This is a genomic window from Vibrio algarum, from assembly GCF_028204155.1.
In the GTDB taxonomy this organism is placed as follows: Bacteria; Pseudomonadota; Gammaproteobacteria; order Enterobacterales; family Vibrionaceae; genus Vibrio; species Vibrio algarum.
Map to the genome: position 1 here is coordinate 2,368,126 of NZ_JAQLOI010000001.1, position 24,036 is coordinate 2,392,161.

At 39.3% G+C, this 24,036-nt stretch carries 17 protein-coding genes and 3 pseudogenes; 12 read left to right on the forward strand and 8 right to left on the reverse strand.

Annotated elements, in window-relative coordinates; all coding sequences use genetic code 11:
* Window positions 1–37 precede the first annotated feature (37 nt).
* The 9 genes from PGX00_RS11130 (at window position 38) to aspA (ending at window position 11,995) form a co-directional block, all read left to right on the forward strand.
* Window positions 38–1,387, forward strand: a complete 1,350-nt coding sequence (locus PGX00_RS11130) for an ABC transporter substrate-binding protein (protein ID WP_272136227.1) — start codon at window positions 38–40, stop codon at window positions 1,385–1,387.
* Window positions 1,388–1,474: 87 nt separating this feature from the next.
* Window positions 1,475–2,338: a carbohydrate ABC transporter permease gene (locus tag PGX00_RS11135; protein WP_272136229.1), complete on the forward strand. Its 864-nt coding sequence runs from the start codon at window positions 1,475–1,477 to the stop codon at window positions 2,336–2,338.
* Window positions 2,339–2,344: 6 nt separating this feature from the next.
* A complete protein-coding gene (locus PGX00_RS11140; protein ID WP_272136231.1) occupies window positions 2,345–3,307 on the forward strand; it encodes a carbohydrate ABC transporter permease in 963 nt (320 codons plus the stop codon).
* 2 nt (window positions 3,308–3,309) lie between these two features.
* Window positions 3,310–4,407, forward strand: coding sequence for an ABC transporter ATP-binding protein (locus PGX00_RS11145; protein WP_272136232.1), 1,098 nt, complete (start codon window positions 3,310–3,312; stop codon window positions 4,405–4,407).
* Between the two features lie 68 nt (window positions 4,408–4,475).
* Window positions 4,476–6,302 carry a hypothetical protein gene (locus PGX00_RS11150; protein WP_272136234.1) on the forward strand — a complete coding sequence of 609 codons (1,827 nt, stop codon included), beginning with the start codon at window positions 4,476–4,478 and terminating at the stop codon, window positions 6,300–6,302.
* Between the two features lie 3 nt (window positions 6,303–6,305).
* Window positions 6,306–7,325, forward strand: a complete 1,020-nt coding sequence (locus tag PGX00_RS11155) for a LacI family DNA-binding transcriptional regulator (protein WP_272136236.1) — start codon at window positions 6,306–6,308, stop codon at window positions 7,323–7,325.
* Between the two features lie 355 nt (window positions 7,326–7,680).
* Window positions 7,681–8,598: a LysR family transcriptional regulator gene (locus tag PGX00_RS11160; RefSeq protein ID WP_272136239.1), complete on the forward strand. Its 918-nt coding sequence runs from the start codon at window positions 7,681–7,683 to the stop codon at window positions 8,596–8,598.
* Between the two features lie 404 nt (window positions 8,599–9,002).
* A complete protein-coding gene (locus PGX00_RS11165; protein ID WP_272136241.1) occupies window positions 9,003–10,304 on the forward strand; it encodes an anaerobic C4-dicarboxylate transporter in 1,302 nt (433 codons plus the stop codon).
* Window positions 10,305–10,564: 260 nt separating this feature from the next.
* Complete coding sequence (aspA, locus tag PGX00_RS11170) at window positions 10,565–11,995, forward strand: aspartate ammonia-lyase (RefSeq protein ID WP_272136243.1); 1,431 nt, start codon at window positions 10,565–10,567, stop codon at window positions 11,993–11,995.
* A gap of 101 nt (window positions 11,996–12,096) precedes the next feature.
* Here aspA and PGX00_RS11175 read toward each other — a convergent pair whose 3' ends face one another.
* Entirely contained in the window at window positions 12,097–12,525 is a 429-nt protein-coding gene (locus PGX00_RS11175) for a universal stress protein (RefSeq protein WP_272136245.1), read from the reverse strand.
* Between the two features lie 208 nt (window positions 12,526–12,733).
* Between PGX00_RS11175 and PGX00_RS11180 the strand changes: the two are divergent.
* Window positions 12,734–14,780 (forward strand): annotated as a pseudogene (locus PGX00_RS11180) (ATP-binding protein).
* 77 nt (window positions 14,781–14,857) lie between these two features.
* Here PGX00_RS11180 and cqsA read toward each other — a convergent pair.
* A pseudogene (gene cqsA / locus PGX00_RS11185) lies at window positions 14,858–16,032 on the reverse strand (alpha-hydroxyketone-type quorum-sensing autoinducer synthase).
* A 402-nt stretch (window positions 16,033–16,434) separates the two neighbouring features.
* Between cqsA and PGX00_RS11190 the strand changes: the two are divergent.
* A pseudogene (locus PGX00_RS11190) lies at window positions 16,435–16,605 on the forward strand (DUF535 family protein); the annotation flags it as partial.
* Between the two features lie 113 nt (window positions 16,606–16,718).
* On the opposite strand, the gene PGX00_RS11195 reads toward PGX00_RS11190, so the two are convergent.
* The 6 genes from PGX00_RS11195 to PGX00_RS11220 all read right to left on the reverse strand — a co-directional run bounded on the left by PGX00_RS11195 (window position 16,719) and on the right by PGX00_RS11220 (window position 21,929).
* Complete coding sequence (locus PGX00_RS11195) at window positions 16,719–17,444, reverse strand: ETEC_3214 domain-containing protein (protein WP_272138045.1); 726 nt, start codon at window positions 17,442–17,444, stop codon at window positions 16,719–16,721.
* A 76-nt stretch (window positions 17,445–17,520) separates the two neighbouring features.
* Window positions 17,521–17,703 (reverse strand): hypothetical protein, encoded by a 183-nt coding sequence (locus PGX00_RS11200; RefSeq protein ID WP_272136247.1) that lies wholly within the window; start codon window positions 17,701–17,703, stop codon window positions 17,521–17,523.
* A 19-nt stretch (window positions 17,704–17,722) separates the two neighbouring features.
* On the reverse strand, window positions 17,723–19,222 hold the full coding sequence (locus tag PGX00_RS11205; protein ID WP_272136249.1) for a transglycosylase SLT domain-containing protein: 1,500 nt from the start codon (window positions 19,220–19,222) through the stop codon (window positions 17,723–17,725).
* Window positions 19,223–19,312: 90 nt separating this feature from the next.
* Entirely contained in the window at window positions 19,313–19,918 is a 606-nt protein-coding gene (locus tag PGX00_RS11210) for an LPP20 family lipoprotein (protein ID WP_272136251.1), read from the reverse strand.
* Window positions 19,919–19,920: 2 nt separating this feature from the next.
* Window positions 19,921–20,925, reverse strand: coding sequence for a hypothetical protein (locus PGX00_RS11215; RefSeq protein WP_272136253.1), 1,005 nt, complete (start codon window positions 20,923–20,925; stop codon window positions 19,921–19,923).
* Window positions 20,926–20,948: 23 nt separating this feature from the next.
* Complete coding sequence (locus PGX00_RS11220; protein ID WP_272136255.1) at window positions 20,949–21,929, reverse strand: LPP20 family lipoprotein; 981 nt, start codon at window positions 21,927–21,929, stop codon at window positions 20,949–20,951.
* 942 nt (window positions 21,930–22,871) lie between these two features.
* Here PGX00_RS11220 and PGX00_RS11225 point away from each other — a divergent pair.
* Window positions 22,872–23,840 (forward strand): DHH family phosphoesterase, encoded by a 969-nt coding sequence (locus tag PGX00_RS11225; protein ID WP_272136257.1) that lies wholly within the window; start codon window positions 22,872–22,874, stop codon window positions 23,838–23,840.
* The last annotated feature ends 196 nt before the right edge of the window (window positions 23,841–24,036 follow it).

Here is a 24,036-nt window from a genome sequence, read left to right on the forward strand (position 1 = left end):
CTTTAATAACTAAGAACATCAAATAAGGATAGCAACGATGAAACTCAAGACATTAACCCTCGGGCTAGCAGCAGCTGGATTAGTACTTCCGAGTTTAGCCAATGCAACAACTGTTGAATATTGGACAACGCAAACTCAATCAGATCGAATTCAAACCATCGAAATAATGGCGGATGTATTTGAAGCATTGAACCCAGGAATCGAAGTGAAAATTATTGGGGTCGATGAAAATGATATGCCTAAACAGATTGCCGCAGCAGCCGCGTCAAATACGCTACCAGATATGATTGAAGTTGGGTCTAATTTGTCGCTTGCATTCGCTGAAGAGGGTATTGTTGATACTGTTGCCAATACAGAAATTATCGAATCTCTTGGCAAATCCCGCTTTTATAATGGTGCTCTCACTCTTGTAGAGAACCCTGAAATCAAAGAATATGTTGCTGTACCTTATCGTGGCTGGGTTCAAGGTATTTGGTACCGTGCAGATTGGTTCAAAGATGCAGGTCTAGAGCCACCAACAACATGGGATGCTATTGAAAAAGCAGCGAAGCACTTCTATAAACCAAAAGAGAACCAATACGGTATACTTTTAGGAACAAAAGCAGATAGTTATGCAGAGCAGTGTTATACCCAGTTTGCCCTGTCAAATGATGCTGGCCAATTTAATAAAGATGGCGAACTTATCTTTAATTCAAAAGCGCAAGGCGAAGTGCTCGATTTCTACAAAACACTTGCACAGTATAACCCTCCAGGCCCACAAACATGGCGTGCACGAGACTATTACTTGCAAGGTAAACTGGCGATGTTCTTCTATTCGTCTTATATCCTAGATGATATTGCATTGGCCGAAGCAGCCGCGAGTTCACTAAGCTCTGAGAACTTCAGCGACCTTAAAGGCGCAGCTTTTGACCCTAACCTTGCAAAAAATACGCGTTTAGCCACAACTATCACGAAAACGTCGCCTTCATCATTTGGTACCTTAGTTGGTTTCTCTGTGATGAAAAATGACAACAAAGCCGAGGTTGATGCAACTAAAGCGTTCATTGAATATATGAACGAGAAAGACCAGGTTGTTGCGTATTCACATATGGCGGTTGGTGGTCATTTACCAATGCTACGAGATATCGCAGAAACAGATGAGTTCTTGAACGACCCTAAAGGCATTTTTGCTCAATATGGTAAAGAGTCGATCAAGGAGATCGTTGCTGGTTTTGACAACATCAAAAACTTCTCTGTTGTTGACGGAAAAGCATTCCCTAAATCAGGAGAAATTTTCGCTAAGCAGATTATCCCTCGAATGATTTATAGCGCAACAATCGAAAACAAAGATACGAAAGAATCTTTAGATTGGGCCGAAAAGCAGATGCAAGAAGTGGTTGCTAAGTAATCATAGTCAGACTGAGTGTGGGGAGTACTACCACCCCACACTTTTCGCAAGGAAAACGTTAAAAGAAAAACGTTACAAGGGAAACTCATGACTCCATTAGAAAGAGCTGAAGCAAGGTTTGGTTGGAAGCTTGTTGCTCCAACGATCATTATTCTTAGCTTGCTCATTCTTTACCCTCTTGTTTATAACATTTATTTGAGCTTTTTTGATGTTCAGCTAAATGGTGACAAAGCATTTGTCGGGTTAGAAAATTACACAAAATTACTCTCAAATCCGGATTATTATTCGGCTATTGGCACCACTGTTTTATACCTAATTGGCACGGTAGTAGGTACCACCGTACTCGGTTTAGCGATGGCTTTATTGCTACGGGACCCATTCCCAGGGCGAGGGCTCGTAAACGCAGCGATTATGCTTCCGTACGTTGCCCCTGTTATTTCCGTTGTTTTTGGTTGGCAGTTTCTATTTGACCCAATTTCAGGGGTTGTTAACTACCTCATGGTCGACATATTGCACCTGTGGAGTGAGCGCACCAACCTGATTGGCGACCCAGACTCGGCCTTATGGATAGTCGTGATCTTCGATATTTGGAAACATGCTCCGATCGCTTACATGCTTATTTTATCCAAGCTAGTTTCAATTTCACGTGACCAATATGAAGCTGCTTCAATTGATGGCTATGGGCCCATTGGTCGTTTCTTCCACGTAACATTACCAGAGCTGCATTTTGTACTTGCTACCGTGGTATTGCTTCGTCTTATATGGAACCTTAACCGTTTCGAAGACGTGTATCTATTAGCACCAAATGTAGAAACATTGCCTATTTTCACTTATTACCAGGCATTTACGGGCGTCATAGACCAAGGTTTAGCAGCGGCAACGTCCGTTATTCAGCTTGGTGTTTTGTGCGTATTCATTTGGTTCTATATCAAAAAAATCATGAAGTGGTAATTAATCATGCTAGGAAAACGGTCATTAAAAGGACGCATTGGATTCGTCTTAGCGGTGGGATTATTAGTAAGCTTTAGCTTATTACCCTTCGCCCAAATCCTTTCTACTTCTCTCAAGCACCAGTTTGACTGGGGTAACCCATCGCTTATTCCTCAAGCGATCAATCTAGAGGCATATAAAGAACTGCTTGGATTAACTAAAACGGAAGAGATTCAGATACCAGCAGCCATTCAAAAAATCTTGAATAATCCTAAATTGTCTAGAGAGAAAAAAGAGGCCATCGCAGCAAAATATACGTCGAACGACAATCTATTCCCGTTTGGCAAATATATGTTAAACAGTGTGATGTTTTCAGTCGGTGCAGCATCCATTTCTCTTATCTTTGCTGTGATGGGGGCTTACTCGATAAGTCGTCTAAGGTTTGGTGGCAAGGTAGTTATCCAACGTTCGGTACTATTTGTTTACATGGTCGGGGGCGTGTTACTCATGGTACCACTCTATCAAATGGCGATGAACGTTGGCTTAGCATCATCGATGTGGGGAAGTGTTTTTTGTCTTTTCCTAATCTATATCGTTCAAACACTACCCGTTGGTATGTATATGCTTGGTAACTATTTCCGTGGCATACCTCTTGCGCTTGAAGAAGCAGCAATGATGGATGGTTGCTCAAGAACAGAAGCCATTATCAAGGTTGTGTTACCACTCTCGTTGCCTATGCTAGCGACAGTATTCATTTACTGTTTCATCATTGGCTGGAATGAGTATCTATTCGCTTCGGTATTCCTAAAGCAATATCCAGAGTTCCACACATTACCACTTGCTCTTCAAGAGCTATTTGTATCGAAAAATGCAATTTGGGATCGGATCATGGCAGCGTCAATGTTGACTCTTGCACCAATTGTAGTTTGTTTCTTATTTGCATCTCGCTTTATGAAAGGCGGAAATACTGAAGGCGGCGTTAAGGGTTAATCATGGCTTCTATAAAACTAAAAAATATCGTTAAGAACTACGGCGAAACAAAAGTAGTAAAAGACATAGACTTAGAAATTAATGACGGCGAGTTTGTTGTTCTTGTTGGCCCTTCTGGTTGCGGAAAATCGACAACTTTACGAATGATAGCGGGTTTAGAGCAGGCCACCTCTGGGGAGATTGTCATTGGCGATAAAGTCGTCAATGATGTGGAACCTCAGCACCGGAACATCGCAATGGTCTTTCAAAACTATGCGTTATACCCGCATAAGTCCGTGAAAGAAAATATCGTGTTTGCCCTTCGACGTCTTAAGGTTCAAGAAAGCGAAATTCAACGTCGCCTTGTCGAAGTGTCTGAGATGCTCCAACTTGAAGAGTTATTGGACCGTAAGCCAGCCGATTTATCCGGTGGCCAACGCCAGAGAGTCGCGATGGGCCGAGCGATTATACGTGATGCCGACGTGTTTCTATTTGATGAACCACTTTCAAACTTAGACGCAAAGCTTCGTGGTCACATGCGTACGGAAATAGGAAAAATTCACAACAAATTTGGCCGTACTAGCGTTTATGTTACCCACGACCAAGTGGAAGCGATGACGTTAGCGGATAAAGTAGTGGTGCTTCATGACGGGCTTATCGCTCAAGCCGGAACCCCCATGGAGATTTACCTGAATCCCGTTAGCATTTTTGTGGCTCAATTTATTGGCTCCCCTTCAATGAACATAATGCAAGGTACATTGCATAACGAGTCATTACACATTGGTGGTTATCGCCTGCCACGCGAAAAGTTGTCTAGCGTTGCATACCAAAAAGATATTCCCGAACAGGGATTAGAGGTAAAAGTAGGTATTCGCCCAGACTTTTTTAATGACAAAAATTTCTTTGGCGAAAGCGAAGAGAGCTTCACATTTGATCAGGTAACGGTCGATCTTATCGAGCCTATGGGCTTTGATAAAGAGGTCTTGTTTACACTTGGCGATGGAACCATAAAAGCACGACTTGATTTACGTTCTGAATTGGCTCGCGGTGAAAAGATGGACCTTTTGGTTGACCTTTCAAGAGTACTCGTTTTCGATAATGAAACCGAGCTTCGCCTTTAGTTTTTCGTAATCTAACGCCTCCCACTCTATTCCCCCTTAATATAATTAAGGGGGTCACAGGATTATGCATGCCAGTATTAAACGACATTTGTGCACGACTTATCCACGAGAATAGTTTTTCAATACATAAAGCTAAAGATCTTTCAAGTCAGCTTTGTCATGCTTGGTTCATTGCACAATCACCGCGACACACTGAATTCAATCAGTCAGCAGCGCTTTTAGAACAAAACAGCAATCACCCTGTTATGTTATTTATAAAAAGCTGCCTACCTAAAATTGAGCAAGAATTAACCGGCATGGTGATACCTGAAAGTAGTCACCCATTTTGGGCAATGTTTAGCCCTGAGGCCATCGATTGCGAGCAGAACACCGCAGCCGTACGAGAAATTATTCAGACGACCCGTACCATCAGCCATATCCATAAGCCTCACAATCTTCTATCTGATGTAGCCGAAGAGTTGCTCTTAACAAGTAATATATTGCTCACTATTCCTCTTAAAAACGATGATATCGAACGTGTCGATTTAGATGAGCCGTTTAAGCAAACTATTCGCACCGCTCAAAACGAACCGCAAAAATATTGGTACGACCATCCAATTCCTATCGGTATTCCTGCTAAAGAGAACGAACTCTTATATGGCTTAAGCCACCTTGACCGCTCTTTGTCCATCGAAATCGAACGCGGAAACATGGCTAAAAATCAAAAATTAACCGTAGTTCTTTCCTGCTCTGTCACACACCCTTCTTTAGCGACCATCGCCAAAAAATATGTCGAGTATGAGATTCGGACTCACCTAAGATTGAGGCATATTCAAGTGGCATTATTTAGCGAACACGAATGTCACGCCGTCATCGCGGCTACTTTTCCAAAGGCTTCTTCTAACCTAAAACAAGTATTTGGTGTTAATGGCGCATATGGACGGCACTACACTTTCTTAAAAGCCATTGCACCACTTTGGCAAAAAACGTTAAACCCGAAACTCAAAGCCAACTTCAAGATAGATTTAGATCAGGTTTTTGATCAATCCATGTTAATCCAAGAAACTAAAAAGTCAGCCTTCGAGCTCATCGTTCAATCAAATTGGGGAGCAGATGCTGTAGACAATAAAGGTAATGGTGTGCACTTAGGCATGTTAGCTGGTGGATTAGTCAATGAAACCGATGCACATCAAGGTTTGTTTACCCCTGATGTGAATCCGCCTAACGGGCACGATTACGACATATTCGAACAGCTTTTCTGTACTCGATGGCCACAAGCAATCTCAACGCAAGAAGAGATCTTAAGTAAGCGCAACGACATTCAGAGAGTGCACGTAACAGGTGGTACGAATGGCATTACAATTGATGCTCTTTACCAATACAGACCTTTTACTCCCACTTTTATCCATAGAGCAGAAGACCAAGCTTTTATATTATCGGCCTTGGCAAATCCCGTAAATGACCAGTACTTAGTCTACAGCCATCGACCGGGGCTTATCATGAGGCATGACAAAGAAGCGTTTGCGGCTCGAGCAATGCAAGCCGCAGAGGCGGGGAAGGTATTAGGTGATATCGAACGAGTTTTATTTTTTAGTTATTATGCTAAACATCATCCGATTGATTTACCGACGCTCAAGCAGTCACTGTATCCCTTTTCTGGCACCTTTATTTCACAAACCCCTATAACGCTAGCGCTTATTCGATTTCTTCTTGAAGGCAGTACTAAATGTTCAGAATATCTTGATAGTGGCGCATTAAGGCTCACTCAATGTTTAGATTATTGTGAAAATTCATTATCATCAACGCTGGAAGCCAACTTAAAGGGATGGAACGAGTATTACGATAACTTAATAGAATCGAAAATACCCATCGATGCACACCGTGTACTTTCTAATTGTTTATTAAATCTAGAGTAATTTATGTCTATCAAGAAACTTGCTGAACATCTAGGAATTTCCAAATCTACCGTATCTAGAGCGTTAAATGGATACTCTGATGTTAGTGCAGACACCCGTGAAAAAGTACTACGTGCCGCTCAAGAGATTGGCTACAAAGCGAATCCAACCGCGAAAAGATTAGCCTCAGGAAAATCACGCAACGTTGGTATTATTTTACCGGCGAGTTCTCGTATGTTTGTATCCCCTGCTTTCTCCAAAGTGCTTGCTGGTGCTTCTGCATTCTTGGCAAAGCATGACTATCAATTAATTGTAACTACAATTTCGGATTGGCAAGACGAACAACAGGTCTACCTCGATTTTATCACCAGCGGATTGGTTGATGGCCTATTTATCGTTCGTACACGAAAAAATGACGAACGAATTACCATGATACAAAAACATCAATTTCCCTATGTTTGCCACGGGTTTGATGTTGGTTTTCCCAACGACAGCTTTGTAGATGTAGATAACCGACATGCTTTTTACGAACTAACCAAACGTCAAATAGCGCTTGGCCATACTCGTATTGCCTTTCTTGATGCACCTATTGAGCTAACTTTATCTCAGGCTCGTCAACAGGGTTATTTGCAGGCAATGGAAGAAGCAAACCTGCCCATCGATAATCGCTGGCTTTTAAACGGTGATCTTAACGAAGATGCCGCAATGAAAATGACCAAAGAAGTGATGTCTTTAGCCAAGCACCCGACTTCTATTCTCTGCGCTGACGACACGATGGCTTTAGGTACGATAGCCGCATGTGAAGAACTGGGCTACCGACCAGGCAAAAATGTGGCCATCGCTGGGTATGGTGATTACGAGTATAGCCGATATGCTAAACCATCCATTACCACACTAAAATACGACACTCACGGTGTGGGTGAGGCGATGGCAAAACTAATGCTAAACAAACTAGAAAAACAAGTATACGAAGTTCAAAATTGGTACTTGGCCGAGATTGTTGCTCGCCAGTCGGATGCTAAAATAAGTGTTAGTTCAGCGTAATTAACGACAAGGTTAAGTTGACCATAAGTGCAAATATTTATTTTCCGTATGCAAATACGGCTAAGGTAGATGTTTAAAATGCATGATGGATTTTTTTATAATGTGATCTAACTTGTAGACGAATACAATAGAATTTACTCTTTTTATCCCCACCCTCTTTTTAAAAGCACAACGTATTAAAAAATATGCGTCTTACAACATAAAAACTTACACTTCATCATTCAAGCAGGCTACTAATGCTTGCTACAACCCACAATTAGTGTTTTCATATGGCTCGTTCATTCGCACACCGAATCTATTGTTAGCAAGGATATGCTCAGGCAAGGTTCTTCATCGACTGCTTTAGGAGCTATAAATGAATAATATTGAAACTAAATGGCTGCGTGATTTTATTATGCTTGCTGAATTGGGTAGTTTCTCTCAAGCTGCGTCAGCAAGAAACATTACTCAACCTGCATTTAGCCGTCGTATCAAGTCTTTGGAATCAGAGCTAAGCCTTCTTCTAATTGATAGAACGAAAACACCGATTGAGCTAACAACCTCGGGTAAGCAATTCAAAACGACTGCTGAGTCGATTCTTTTTCAGTTAGATGAAGAAATCGATCGTCTAACTGGCAGCTCTGTACAGGGGCGACATACCGTTAGATTAAGTGCTGCACACTCCATTGCAATCGGTATCCTACCTCAGATACACGAAGGTATATTTAATCCAAAACTAAATACTAACTTGTCTATCGTTGCTAACGAAGTCGATTCTTCAATCGAACGTCTCATTGACGGTAAAAGTGATTTTCTGTTTTCCTTTTACGATGACAGGCTGCAAGTGGCACCGTACCGGTCTATCTACTTAGGCCGTAGCTTTCTGTATTGTGTATCGGGTGTGGATGAACAAGGTAATGCCTTATTTGACCTCGACCGTGATTCAGACATACCAAGCTTAGATTACACCCCAGATAGCTATATGGGTAGAGCATTGAAAAGAGCCCATAGTTCACTTACGCATAACACTATTTCTACCTCATCAATGAGCGACTTGAACAAAGAATTTGTCATACAGGGCAAAGGTATAAGCTGGCTTCCGGACTACACAATTAGGAACGAATTAAAGTCTGGCAAACTTGTTATTCTCAGCGAAAAGCAACCCGTACCTCTGGATCTTTATGTCTATCGATACGTTTCAAAACTTCACCCATCTTGTGAAGCTATATGGAATCAACTGATAAAAATCAGCCCAATAAAAGAGTTGCACACTTTAGACACTAAATTGATATAGCGGCATTACCACAACTCTTTTTTGCTCTGGATCAATTATTGACAGTGGACCTACACTATACATGGACTTTATAAAGAGAATTGCATCACATTTAGAGTCGGTTAGTTGATGCTATTTTATTATACGAGAGCCAAATGAAACATTTCTCAAATTGACTTTCTATCAGTATGCTACTTATCAATTGCTAGATCTTTAACACTCATAAATTAAATACTAATTGGTATTTAGAATCATAAATTTTTATAAAGCAATAATTACCATTGCTTCAGCGAAGCTATATCTTAATAAAATTTAATTACAATTAAATAACGAAAAAAGAAAATGATAACTCAGGTCTGGCTGCGCTTAAATAAAATCCTTTTAATATACATTTTAAATTTAACTTTTACATCAAGGAAAATAACATGATAGTTGTCGAATTATTAGTTGTCCTGCTTTTTATATTCTTGGGAGCAAGAATAGGCGGAATAGGTATCGGTTTTGCTGGTGGTGCTGGTGTTATCGCATTAACCATGTTTTTAGGAGTGGATGCCGGGAACATTCCTGTTGACGTTATTCTTATCATCATGTCAGTCATCACCGCTATAGCCGCGATGCAAGTTGCCGGCGGTATGGATTGGCTGGTTGATCTTGCGGAACAGTTTCTTCGAAAAAATCCAAAACGTATCACCTTTTACGCCCCTATCGTAACTTATTTTATGACGTTACTTGCCGGTACAGGTCACACCGCATTTTCTACACTACCTGTGATTGCTGAAGTCGCCAAAGAACAGGGTATACGCCCATCTAGACCATTATCAATTGCCGTTGTTGCTTCTCAAATCGCCATCACCGCATCTCCAATTTCAGCAGCTGTTGTGTTCTTTTCTGGTATTTTAGAGCCTCTCGGTGTTGATTATTTAACGCTACTTGCGATTTGTATTCCGACAACGTTTGTTGCTTGCATGGTTGGTGCTTTCGTCGCAAACATGATGGGTGGCGAGCTAAAAGATGATCCAGTCTATCAAGAGCGACTAGCAAAAGGCCTTATTAAAATTCAAGGTGCTACCCAACGCGATATTCTGCCTTCAGCCAAAACGTCTGTGTATATCTTCTTTGTGGCAATTGTCGCTGTTGTCTCTTACGCGACCATGATTAGTGGCACAGTCGGTCTGATTGAAAATCCGACTATTGGTCGTAATCATGCAATCATGGCTATCATGTTAACCGCTGCAACAGGCATCGTTATGATGACTAAAATTGACGCCTCAAAAATTGCAAATGCAGCGACATTTAAATCTGGTATGAGTGCATGCGTTTGTGTACTTGGTGTGGCATGGCTAGGTGACACTTTTGTTTCTAGCCATATCAGCGAAATCAAAGAGTTCTCAGCACAAATCCTTGAACAATACCCATGGATGCTTGCAATTACTTTATTCTTCGCATCTATGCTGCTGTATTCTCAAGGCGCAACAACAACAGCTCTTATGCCCGCTGCTCTAGCAATCGGAGTCGCTCCTTTAACCGCCGTCGCCTCTTTCGCGGCGGTAAGTGCCCTATTTGTACTACCCACTTACCCTACATTGTTAGCCGCAGTAGAGATGGATGATACCGGTTCAACACGTATTGGCCGCTATGTATTTAACCACCCATTCTTTATCCCTGGTGTTGTTACTATTTCGACTTCTGTCGCGTTAGGTTTTGCGTTCGGTGGAGTCTTTATTTAATTCTTAACGTCGCCTGTAAAAAGTTGTCTAAAACTTGGTGTCAAACGGTTCACAGCCCCCTCTATAGGGGGCTCAATAACATGTATGAAGATATATTCATTATCCTACTCAGAACAAATTTGACGATAAATCTGTTATTCAAGCCTCATAAATTACGCTATGCCAAAACTGCATCTAAAATTACTTTTTGGCATTGTACTTAAAATCAATTTACCCGCATTATTCTTGCAACAATTAAATTATTATTAAAGGTAGCTTTCATGGTAAACGTATCAAATAAATTTCGCATTGAAGAAGACTTATTAGGTAAATTGGAAATACCTGCCGACGCTTATTATGGAATACATTCACTTCGTGCGAAAAATAACTTTCTCATTTCGTCCATGACCATATCTGATGTTCCGGAACTTGTAAGAGGTATGATTTTCACAAAGAAAGCTGCTGCTCAAGCAAATATAGAACTTGGCACTATTCCTTCTGATATTGGGAAATATATTGTAGAAGCATGCAACCAAATTTTAAACACTGGTAAATGCATGGATCAATTTATCTCTGATGTTTATCAGGGTGGCGCAGGTACCTCAGTCAACATGAATGCAAATGAAGTCATCGCTAACGTGGCGTTAGAAATCAAGGGCCATGAGAAAGGTGATTACCATATTATCAACCCTAATGATCACGTGAATAAAAGCCAATCAACCAATTGTGCTTACCCGACAGGTTTTCGAGTTGCTGTGTACAACAGCATTATGAAAATGATTTCCTCTGTAGAGCATTTAAAAGCATCATTTGATGCGAAAAGTGAAGAGCACAAAGACACGTTAAAAATGGGACGTACTCAGCTTCAAGATGCAGTGCCAATGACCGTGGGGCAAGAATTTAGAGCGTATAGTATTCTTCTTAAAGAAGAGATAAAAAACCTCAAATATGCCGCAAATCTTCTTTTAGAAGTAAACTTAGGTGCAACGGCTATCGGTACAGGTCTTAACGCACCGAAGGGCTACCAAAACCTGGCTGTCGATTTTCTTGCGAAAGCCACTGGGCTAGCATGCGTGCCATCAGAAGACTTGATTGAAGCAACGTCTGACTGTGGCGCTTATGTCACTGTTCATGGAGCATTTAAGCGGCTGGCGGTTAAGTTATCAAAGGTTTGCAACGACCTTCGGCTATTATCTTCTGGCCCACGCTCCGGTATTAACGAAATCAATCTACCTGAAATGCAAGCCGGTTCTTCTATTATGCCGGCTAAAGTGAACCCGGTAATTCCAGAAGTCGTTAATCAGGTTTGCTTTAAAGTCATTGGCAATGATACTACGGTTACTTTTGCGGCAGAAGCTGGACAATTACAATTAAACGTAATGGAGCCTGTGATTGGTCAAGCTATTTTTGAGTCTATTGATTTACTCAGTAATGCTTGTGTAAATTTAGCCGACAAATGCATCAATGGCATCACAGTAAATAAAACCGTTTGTGAAGATTATGTATTTAACTCTATCGGAATCGTCACTTACTTAAATCCATTCATAGGTCATCATGAGGGCGATATTGTCGGCAGGATATGTGCTGAAACAGGTAAGAGCGTAAAACAGGTTGTTCTTGAAAGAGGACTGTTGAACGAAAATAATATTGATGAAATTTTCTCCACTAGAAACTTAATGAATCCTGAATATAAAGCGAAACTGTTTAGCTGATAGTAAATACGGTTATCAATGGGCATCCTTGCCTATTGATAACTATTACTTTTTGCTCTGAAAAATAGTCTACTTAACAAACTGGACAAACCTAGAGATTACTATTTCCCCGGAACTATCGGATGAACTAAAATATCGACTAAACTGGTATTGATTAGTTGTCGAGATGTCGACACGATATGACTCCAAAAATCGTGATGATGACCGCAGATTAACAGGTCGAAATCATACTGTTTAATGACGTCTGGAAGTTTATTACTGATGTTCCCAGTCCCAACTAACGCAACCTGAATCGGCGCTTCCGAGCGCTCAATAAAACGCTTAAAGTAACGGCTGGTTTTATCAGGAACGTTAGAAGCCACTTCTGGTTTCGTAAGATCAAAAAATTCGGTGTAGATTTCACCATACGTGCTATCAATATAAATGAGTGAGACATCCGCATCGAATTTTTTAGCGTAAATGGCGGCTTTGTCTATAAGTGAGTCACTGTCTTCTGAAAGTTCTACTGCAACTAGGATATGTTTATACATAACGGTTACGCCTTATATTGTTATTACCAGACTCAGAATATCACCTCATATCATTTGGTTTTGCTGACGCATTCGCATTTTTCAATTCGGTAATGAAAACAAGACTCCCGAACACCTTAAATAACATCAAACGAAATTGCATAACAAAAGTTCAGCCAGTAATATACCCGACAAGGGTATTACAATTGTGGTTAGGCATTGCACAACTATGGAAGCATTACGTAAAGTATATCAATACGCGGAACCTAACCTTACTTTAGTTGGCTGGTTAGCCGTCATCGGCTTCCCTGTATACTACGCAGTCTGGGCAAACATCTTCCCTCAACAGTACGAAAATCTACCCCTTCGTCTATTTTGCTCACTTCTCTACGTTGGCATTATCTTTAGGAATAATCTTAAATTAAGCTTAAGAAAAAATATGCACTTGTACTATCAAGTCGTTATTATCATTTCATTGCCATTTTTCTTTTTCTATATGCTATTAATGAATGATTGGTCCCAAGTCTGGGTGATGTCATTTATGGCTGCCATATTTTTGCATATCCTGTTAGTACACATTACATGGCTGCTATTTATTCAAACCTTTATTGGCTTAATTTCCGCGACTGGTTTTGCATGGTTGAGCAAAGGATACACACTACAATTCACGATAGATTGGATTCAGCTCTTACCTGTATTTTTATTTACCTATCTCTTCGGTAGTTTATGCTTCTATCGTTATCAGGTTGATTATGATTCAAAAGTATCTATAGCTAAGTCTTTCGGAGCAGGTATCGCCCATGAAATGCGAAACCCCCTTAGTAGCCTTTGTACATCTATAGATGTTATTCAGACTATATTGCCAAATACAGATATGGATAACAAAGAGACTTACCAACTCAGCAAAAAAGAGATCCTTCGCCTACAGGAAGTCAGTAGTGATGCCCTGAAGGTTGTACTTTCAGGGAATGAGACTATTGATTTACTGCTCACCTCTATCGATGAGAACAGAGTTTCTCGTACAACATTTAAGAAACACGCCGCTCACAAGATAATAAAAAGTGCGATAGCAAGTTTCAGTTATAAGCACGACATAGATAGAACCGCGGTATCATTAGAGGTTCAAAACGAGTTCGAGTTTTTTGGTAGTGACACATTATTAAAGTATGTCTTATACAATCTGCTAAAAAATGCATTCCATCATCGCACCGGCAGTGACTTTACTGTCCATTTAACGCTTAAAGCGGAAGAACAAAAGAACACGATTGTTGTAACGGATACTGGATCGGGAATCGCACCAGAAATTCTTGAAAATATTTTCAAAGATTTCTATACCACGGGTAAATCGGGTAATTATGGTCTGGGCTTGCCTTTTTGTAAAAAAGTAATGCGTTCATTTGGTGGCGATATTAAGTGTCAATCTGAACTTGGTAAGTGGTCTACATTTACCTTAACGTTACCAAAAAAGAATCAAATGTTGTCAGAAACATTAAGAGCGAACTCACCAAACTCAAATCTCTATTATTAGTGACCGAGCAACATTATTTAGCCTCTCAAATGACCAATGTTGGTCGTTTTATGGGGATTAACCTGAGTATCTTAAACGTTGACGCCACCCTAGAAAAAAAGAGTACGAATTCGAATTTGATTTGATTATCGTCGACATCGAAAGTATCGAGCTTAAGAATAACCAACTAGAAAAACTGGAATCTCTCTATTCTTTTTCTGAAGCTCAATTTGTATATTTATATCAAGACCGTCCTGTTGAATCTCATCATCACGCAGGTATGACGCCGATATGGGTTCAAACCGATACTTTGTTTATTCATCCGAAAGAGACCATTGAGCGTTTGTTCTTTGATGCTGCTTATATAGATACAACGTCACCCTCTACACCTCGTAAAGATACAATAAAACGCACGATTATGGTGGTAGACGATAACGAATCCTTACGAAAATTAACGTCGATAGTTTTGGAACAGCAAGGGCTTGAAGTCATTCAAAAGAGTAATGGACAACAAGCTGTTGACGCCCTCAAAAATGAAAATATCGACCTCATTCTTATGGATATTGAAATGCCGATAATGGATGGAATCGAAGCATCTCTTCACATTCGCCAGTCTCAGACAAATTTTGCCAATGTACCGATTATCGCTCATACAGGTGATGACTCTACTTCCATGCTTGAAAAGATAGAGTCATCTTGCATGTCTGATTATATTGTTAAACCAGCAAACAAGGTCCAATTGCTCAATAAAATAGCAGATTGGATTTAAATAAGAGCTTAGCCAATGGCTAAGCTCTTCTATTACCTTCGTGGTCATGATTTACTCAACAATTACTATCAATCATGTTAAATAAATTCAAGTTCTGGATTTGAAAACGCTTCATGACAGACCGTTAAGACATGATCGACATCTTTGGTTGTCATATCTGCATTAACTGAAAAACGCATGATACTTTTGTTTTTTCCCGTCGCTGGTCGACAGAAAATTGCACCAAATACATCATTATCCTCAAGGAAGTCACGTACTCGCTCCATATTTTTTCCCCGCCACACTCCAGAGAAATAATTTGCGATTCACTACGAATGTTAAACCCTATCTTCTTCAATCCAATTCTTAGTGTATTAGCACGTTTAAATAGTATTTGCCTTTTTGCTTCTGCTTTTTTAATAACTTCTAGCGTTTTTCTTAATCTAACAACCTCTTGTGGTAGTACTGTAGAACTAAAAATAGCCGGGAACGATACAAACGGTAACGTCTGATTTAGCTTTTTCGGTCCCAAGATTGCACCAGCTCGGTACGCGAAAGTTTTAGCAAGACTAACGGTGACAAAATCAACATGCTCTAGAACGCCTAACTCGTTTATTAAACCCGATCCATTTGGGCCATGAGTCCCTAATGAATGAGACTCGTCAACAACCAAAGCACAGCCATGTTCGTGTGCTATTTCGTAGATAGCCTCAAGCGGTGCAATAGTGCCTATAGTACTGTAAATTGAATCTATTAAGATTATACCTGCACCATATCGTTGAATTTGCTTACGTAAATGCTGGATGTTGTTATGCATAAATGGATGGATGGCCCCACCAGATACTCTTGCCCCTTCCCACATAGACATATGCGCAAAGAAATCGATATAGATAGGTGTATCCGGAGACCCAATAGTTTGCAACAAGCCAATATTGGCGGCCCAGCCAGATTGTGATAGCAAACAAGTTTCCATCCCAACGTAATTCGCAAGTTCATACTCAAATTCTGGCTTAGACGCCTCATCCTGTAGAAAAACAGCGGACATGACGACATTTTCATCATGCTCCGAAATTGCCTGCTTGTGCGCTGTTTGAATCTCCTTGTTACGAGACAACGCTAGATAATCATTACTTTGCATTACTACAGCATTTGCACTAGGACGTTTACCCAAAACCAGATGTTTGTGATTTTGATTTGATTCAATTGTATCTTTAATATAAAAATTTAGGCGTTCCTCAATAAATGCAGGAAGTGGTTTCGAATTACTATTCATAATCAAGTCTCTTTGTAATTTAGAAAAACGCCAGCGCTGACCTTCATCTATATTCCAGACTTTGACAAAATAGTCATTATTCAATTTGCATATCTTTCGCGCGAGTAGCAAACTCCTTATTTCAAGGTTGTGACAGGGTTTTAAGACCGTATAGTCAGCGACTTCTACCTAAAAGAGTTAATGCAATTTTTCCGATAATTTAACCTATTTCATCACTATTGAGGCTATTGCTTCCTACCCTCATGTACCACCCATTGAATCAACATTACCAAGCCTTCTTATGCCGAAATTCTATTCAAAATAGTGATTTTTCGAGTGTATTTAAACGGTGTACATGCCAAAAACTAAATTTAGACCATAACTGTTTTTAATATAACTTCGTAATAAAATACTTATCACGCACTAAGATATATTATTGGCTCCAAAGGTAAGTCGGTGAGTTTTAACTATGATCAGTTGTGGCTAGAATATGGTGCGACTCCTGTTGTTCAATATCTCTATCGTATTCCACTGTGTCCAAAACGAAAAAAACCGGAAGAACTACCCTTCTACGACAAAGCCCCTACGAGATGAGTAAGTCATCGCATAAGGGCCTTCATTTAATCAATTAAGATCCTAAATATTAAAAAAATACGCAGTTGGTTTGGGACTCAAGTTTACCCTTGCCATACTGAAAAGTCGCTAAACTATATTTTATGTATAAGCTTATATTCAGATATGGATAAAATTGCCTCTTCCAATGACGCTAACCCCAACGTTGTATAACCAAAAAAATTAGGGCTCATATTTTTTCTAAAAGATTCCACCGACTCAACAAGCTTGTCTTCGAACATTTGTGCATCAACCACATCTGACAATAATTTTTGCTCTTGAGCCGTCATTGGATTCAAAAATTCAGAATATCCACTCACAGAAGAATAGAGAAAGCCAAATTGGCCGCCATTATTTTCTTCGATGTAGTAATTTCCAGTCCTAGCAAAGGAAGCACGTACTTCGTTTATGCTTTCTATTTTACTAAATGGTTGTCCAAATAGGTTTTCTTGGCCTGCATGCTCAACTGTATCGGGTTCATAACCTTGTGAAGGAAAAACCAAATAAGCGACAATAGCATCATCTTTTGTAATAGATGATAGCAAATAGTTGTCATCCAAATAATATTTTATTATTTCATCAGAACTCGAACGTTTTATATATACTGGCGCACCAAAATTTTCATCCAACACAGATTCTGATGCTCGAATGTAAATTTTGGACAACTTATTTCTTGAGGGTATATCCGTAAGCTGAGATAGCGAAATATTGTATATTTTTTCTAACGCTTCCATAGTGTCATTAAAACCACCAAGCGCAATTGACACAAGGGAAACAAGCCCTATTGTTCTAGTCCACTTGTCTTTCACTACACTTCGCATAGGAGATACTTTCTGTTGCTCAGTAGACTGTTTTCCAACATCAGTAGCTACGACATTATCAGTATTATCTACCACTTTAGCCCCTCATTTCTTCCAATTTTTCGATCACAACGTCAGATCCGTCCTCGGTTTTTTCCTGAATGTACTCCACAATATCCGACCCTAATATATCTTCAATCTGGTCGTTATAATTCATACCAAGAAAAATACCTATCACAATACCAACAACCAAAACCGTTAATAGCAAAAATTTAAACATACTTCTTCATCCACTCTTTCTATTGTTTATATAAAGCGATTCTGCTATTCACCTTTTTCAAATAGTTTTTAGTTTCATCATAGGGCAAGTTGTTTATTAAGTGATTATAAACTTCGTCTGAACTCATGCTATTGATGATTTTTGCGGCTTTATTGACACTGGTAGATCTATTCGTATTAAATGCCTTGGCAACGTTGCCTGCACCAGTATTGTATGCAGAAATAACACAGTACAAACGGCTTTTATCATCTTTAATACTTCGTAAGTATTTAGAATTCAAAATGTTGAGGTATGCACTTCCTGTTTCAACGTTTATTGCTGGGACATATAGGTCTTTCGCTTTCATTGGCGAATCAATATGCCTCACCTGTTTGTTGACATCATGCCCTGCGCTTGATGGTACAATTTGCATTAATCCAAACGCTGGTATATGAGATTTCGCCTCAGGTCTAAAACTCGATTCACTATGCATGATAGCCATCACTAAAGCCGGATCAACTTTCCACGTTTCACCTTCTTTTTCAGCCAGCGAGGAGAATTTCTTTGCTCGCGTTTTCAAACTGTTTTCTGGTAGTTTTACTTTGTAACTAACAACCTTCATGGCTGTATTTGAAACCACCGGCTTAGTTTTAGTGTCAGATACTGCTACTGTTTTTATAGGCGCTGGTGTTACTGGCTTAACAATATCTGGTGTTGTTGGTGCTTTTGATTTAACAGGTTCTGCTTTTGTTTTTGTTACCTTCGCAACGTCAACTGCCTGCTTTTTTTGCTCTGACTTTATTGTAGAAACACCTTTAGCACTGTCTTGTTCAACCGTCGTAATGCCATGAGCCAATCTCATCTCGCTGTATAGTTTCGTTAGCTTTTCTACCCGAATTTTGGCTTTACTTAATAATGCCATTTTCTGGTTATGGGCTCGCTCATAGATAAAACTATCTGGTATTCCGATAGCCGAACGAATCAAACGCTCCGCTCTTACATCCAAGTCGTTCATCTGAGCTTTCGTTTGGTTGATGATAAATGCTCTTTCTTTAAGTTCACTTTCTCTCGAATAGGTAATAGCCTGAACACTTGGTTTATCTACCTCGATACTGACTAATGCGCCATCCACTTCAATGTTTTTAGAATCGAGTAGACTTTCCGCATCTGAATTGTTTTCATCCTCATTAATCAATACAGAAACTACTGCTGTATTGGTTTCATAATCGATCTGAGTACGAACTTTGTTGTCTTGAGAATAATCTACTTGAGTAGATTGGTCAGATATCGCCCCCTCACCCCATTGACTAATTAAGTCCCTTTTTTCGGTATCAATTTGCTGCGTATATTCATCTCGCCATGCTTCATATTCATCTAAGTACTTATTGAGGTATTGATAAAATTCTTTGTATTTCTCTTCTTTGGGTTGATGAAGTTTACTTACTTCTTGGTCTAACTGAGAAAACCCGTCACTACTCGCACCTGCACTTGTGCAAAGTAATACTGAAAGGATTGCTAATGCGATATTTGTTTTTTTCATGTAATTGCCTTGTCTTCCCTAGCACCATAATTCACCAACGTTATGATGAAAAAGGCTACCGAAGGGTAGCCTAAATATTTAATATCTCTATTATTTGGACATGAGCGAATCTAAAGCATTAGTTATATCTTCAGATGCTTTTTCATTATTAAATTTTTTCCAAAGTGCAGAGTCTTCACCTGTTACTTCATCTACAACTTTTGTCAGGTTATTCTCATAAGCAGTCTGGTCCATGCCTACCAATACATATAAGCCACCAGTAGGACTCACTTGACTAACGATCAATCGACTATTCGTTAGCGTCTTACTTACTACTGTCTTGGTGAGGTTCTCAACGGTCTCTTGTACTTCTTCGTTTGCTCCCGCAGCAGTCGATGTTGACACGCTACTTTCAATTGCTTGCTTAAATAAGTTATTCACATCCGTCTCAAAACGAGCAGCTAACGCGGTACGTGCATCATTCACAGCCACTTTTCGCATAACAGCCATTCCTGAAATGCTCTTCTTAGCATAACCTGTTGCACCAGCGGCCAAATCGTTCGGCATTACATCGCAAATCCATGCTGGCGCTTCGACTTCATAGGCATCAGGAAATGTGCATTTGGCAAAGTTTTGGGCTTCATTTACAGATACGTCGTTGCTCACACAACCAAATAGACCTGTTAATACTGATGCCGAGATTAATAATTTTTTCATTTCTAGAGTCCTAATAAATCTTGTGTTTGACATTCAAGGTCTAACAAACTGTCACATGCCTTAGGCATAATTTTAACTGCATCACCCTTGTTTACTTTGGTCGCGACTTTTTCGTCGATAGCAACCCACGAATATTTTTTCTTAATACCATGTTCGGGAATATTAACGACCGTGCCTTCACCATAACCAAAAGTTTCGATTTCATCGTCAACTTTCATGTGCTTCGAAAAAGCAATCTCAGCTCCTGGGCTAACATTTTTATCACTTCCCATCGCTATCTTAACCATTGGTCCTTCTTCACAAGTACGAAGTTCCACTACTGTAGAAGACGGAGCCAGCATCTTTTTCAATTCAGGGTTGTACTGCACAGATTCAGATGCTGCTTTACTTGCCAAGCTCGCATATTGTGATGTCGTGAATTTACAACTAGAACTACGTGTCTCTGTAGACGTTCTTTCGTCACCTTCTAACTCCATGCGTTTAACAAGTTCCATTCCCGGCAGTGATATAATTTTGGCCACCGCTTTTACTTCAACCTCAAAGCGACATTTTGGTGGAATATAGTGAGACTCACCATCATCATCAACCCAACTACTCGCCTCTACATATTCTTTACTAAATTCAGAAGCCGTGATCTCAGTTAACACCGCAAGATCTGCAATAGGAACACCTTTTGTATTATAGCGACCGCTTTGTTCAGCAAGCTTTATCTCATTTTTTAGTTTGTTCGCTAGCTTTCTGTCGACTAATTTTGCTCCAGACCCAGCAATTTGCGCTTCCAAATCATTTCGAACCACACTTTGAAGTTTTTTCTTTGCAGAGTCGTCAAATTCCATATCCACGGGCAATACAATCACTCTTTGATCTTCTGTTGATTTCAATTCAACTTCTGCAACGGGAATATCCACACGAGTGTCCGGTGTACAAACGTGCTCAGGACCTCCCATCAACGCACAACCACTTAACGATGTAATAACTAAAGCTGCCACTGCCGTTTTCTTAAACATTATAAAATCTCCGATTATAATTTTTAGTTAAAGCCTATTGATTCCCATAGCCCCTGGGTTTCAACTTGTTCTGAAAAATGTCGAATCGCTCCTTCACTCGACATTTTGTAGCTCGTAACAGAGTTACCGCTAGAGATAATCTCATTGCTCGCTACCGTTTTGTTTTTTGTATTCCGCATAACTACATCTGTAATTAAGGTTGTTATGAAAGCATCACCAACTTTGTTTTTTCTTCTTTCTGTTGTTAACGTTAACCGATGCGTTGTATTTCTATTGCTTGTAAATGTGCTTGCAATTTGCTGTGAAGACAGTTTTTCTGACATCAATAGAGCCATTTTTTTGTCTTGAAATTTAACCTTGAGGTGAACTAAAAGTTGGCTTTTTACAAGAGCTACTTTTTCTTGCAAAGACGATATATCATCGGTGCTATATACGTTATGTTCATCGACAACTGATAACATCCCGACTCGAACAAGCGCTTGTTCTTTGCGCTCATCTACGTCTTTGTTATTTAACCACCATAGAAACGAATCGCTGCTTTTAAGTGCTTCAAGTTCTCGACGCGCTGCTAGATTAAGTTGCCTTAGCTCTTCTTTTAATTGCTTGCGTATCGTGCTTTTTTTGATTCTCGCCTCTACATAGAAACCAATATCATTCTGATCTTGCTGAAGGTACTCGATACCATTCAAGGTCAAATTAGCGGTCTTCGTGTTTATTTTATTATCAACAAATGTCTGATGATTCTGACTCCGATTTGTCTCTGAAGCCGTTTCCCTCATATAAAATGAGGATTCTACTTGAGTCCATAATCGTTCATTTATTTGGTTTGCAGCGGTTTTTTTGGCATGAGATAAGTTTCGCCCCTCGCCAACGGAATAAATATATTCCGAAGTGTCTGACTTAGGCGTTTCATACCATTCTGGTTTACTGGTTGACTGACAAGCCGTGATTAACAGAATGCATAGGGTTAATAAAACGTACTTTATCTTTTTATAAGTGTTCAAAATATCACCAAGTATTAAATTTCCATCATAAAAACACAATCTCAAATGTCAGGATTACGTCAAAGGAATGTCAATAGCGTACTGAGAACATAACAAAATATTATTTGCCAATAAAGTCGATTTTTTAATAAAAGAAAATACGAATAATCACAAAAAATAATATTTAATGTGAATTAATAACCTATGTTAAATAAATTCATGACACCCACTAATGATAGATTTAGCGATAGAGACACTGAAGAAATCAAAAAAAATGAAATATTTCATATAAAGCTCAACATATGAAAGCCTGCACTTATTGACCAGAGTGTAGTTTTACCGACAATTTGGTTGATTTTCGCACAGCAAGAGTTAATTGATAAATGTGATATTACTTCCAAGCTGACACACTTCAAAATCCGCAACCTGATAACATTTCTTTTACATGAGGTTTTCTTAAGTGCCTGAGATTTAGCTTAAAAAAAACTAATTTTAATCTAATAATGTGACATTCATACAAGTAATAAATTGAACTAATTACTATCTTCCTCTTTTGAGTGGGCATTTTTACATAGGAATTGTTGTATTTCATTCTACCCACATGCAACGCAGCATCCAGATTTCCCCATAAATTGGGTTAAAAATCCGCTCACAGGGTTACTTACAATGAGCTCACAAAGCGAGTTTCTAATAGCATATTTTTTTATTAAGGGTGTTTTGAGTAAAAATCACTGCTACTTTGTCATTGTTACATCCTGATAGTTACTTGGCATAACTATCAATAATTTTAACTGTTGTCGGTCTAAGTTAGGCTAACAACCTAATAAGAGAGTGATTGAGCTACACACCTAAAAATAAAATTTTGCATTTTATTTTTGAAAGCAAAGATAATATGGCTTACATTACTGACTACATTTCTATGTTATTAATTAAAACAAATTTCAATAAGTCTGGGATATATCTATGGCAAGCCAGTTCTTCGAACTACTTTTAAAGAAACTTGACCAACATAAACGCGTAATTATACAGCCACATGATTTTCCTGATCATGATGCTGTATCTTCTTCTTTTGCTATGCAGTATTTACTGACGCAACTTGGATATAACTGCGTAATCGTATACAGCGGTTATATTAGTAGAGTGTCACTGAAAAATATGATCAATTGGCTAGCTATTGACATAAGACATATTAATGACGAGACACTCACCCCCGATGATAAAATTATTGTTATGGATGGTTGTATAGGCGAACGAAATGTTACGGATATGCCAGGTATAGAGGTTGCTGTCATAGACCACCATCAAGTAGATGCTCCCGATTTCATTTGGTACGAAGATGTAAGGCCAGACTACGGCTCTACGGCAACGATAATGGTTGAGTATTTTAAGTATTTTGGATTAGAAATTCCAGAAGCGGTTTCAACTGCCCTGCTCTTAGGTTTAATGTTCGATACAAACAGTTTAACTCGTGGTGTGAGCCCTTCAGATATCAAAGCCATGTTAGAGCTAAGGGAATCAGCCGACCTGACGCTAACGAATAAAATTTTCAGAAATCAGCTCGAATACCAAGACTTAGATAATTTCAAAGATCTATTAAAAGATGTACAACGTGAAAGAAACTTAGCCTACTGTATTTTGCCTTATTGCTCGACTCAAATGCTCGGTGTTTTGGGAGATTTTTTACTTAGCATAGACGAAGTTGACAATGTAGTCCTGATCACTCCCCATCATCAACGCGCTTACTTATCTTTGCGTAGTGAATGTCCAAATACAAATCTCGCCAAAATCATAAAAAAACAACTCAATGATAGTGGAATTGGCTATGGTGGAGGTCACAAACATATGGCTGCTGGTGTTATACACAGTTCAGTGTCTCTAAACAATTTACCGAAAATAATGAACCAATTCCGCCAACAATTTAGGGTCCGTTAGAACCGCAAATTTCACATTAAAAAACAGGTGCCAGATTCGTATAAATGTCTCTCGGCACCATACTCACGTCTATTTCACTCCTTCCATATTGTATTCATAACAGTCGTAAAATATGGATCATGATCCCACTCTCTATTCTATTTAGTCTTAGAGTTGATACTGTTTTACACATTGCCGCTTTTACTCTAATGACTTC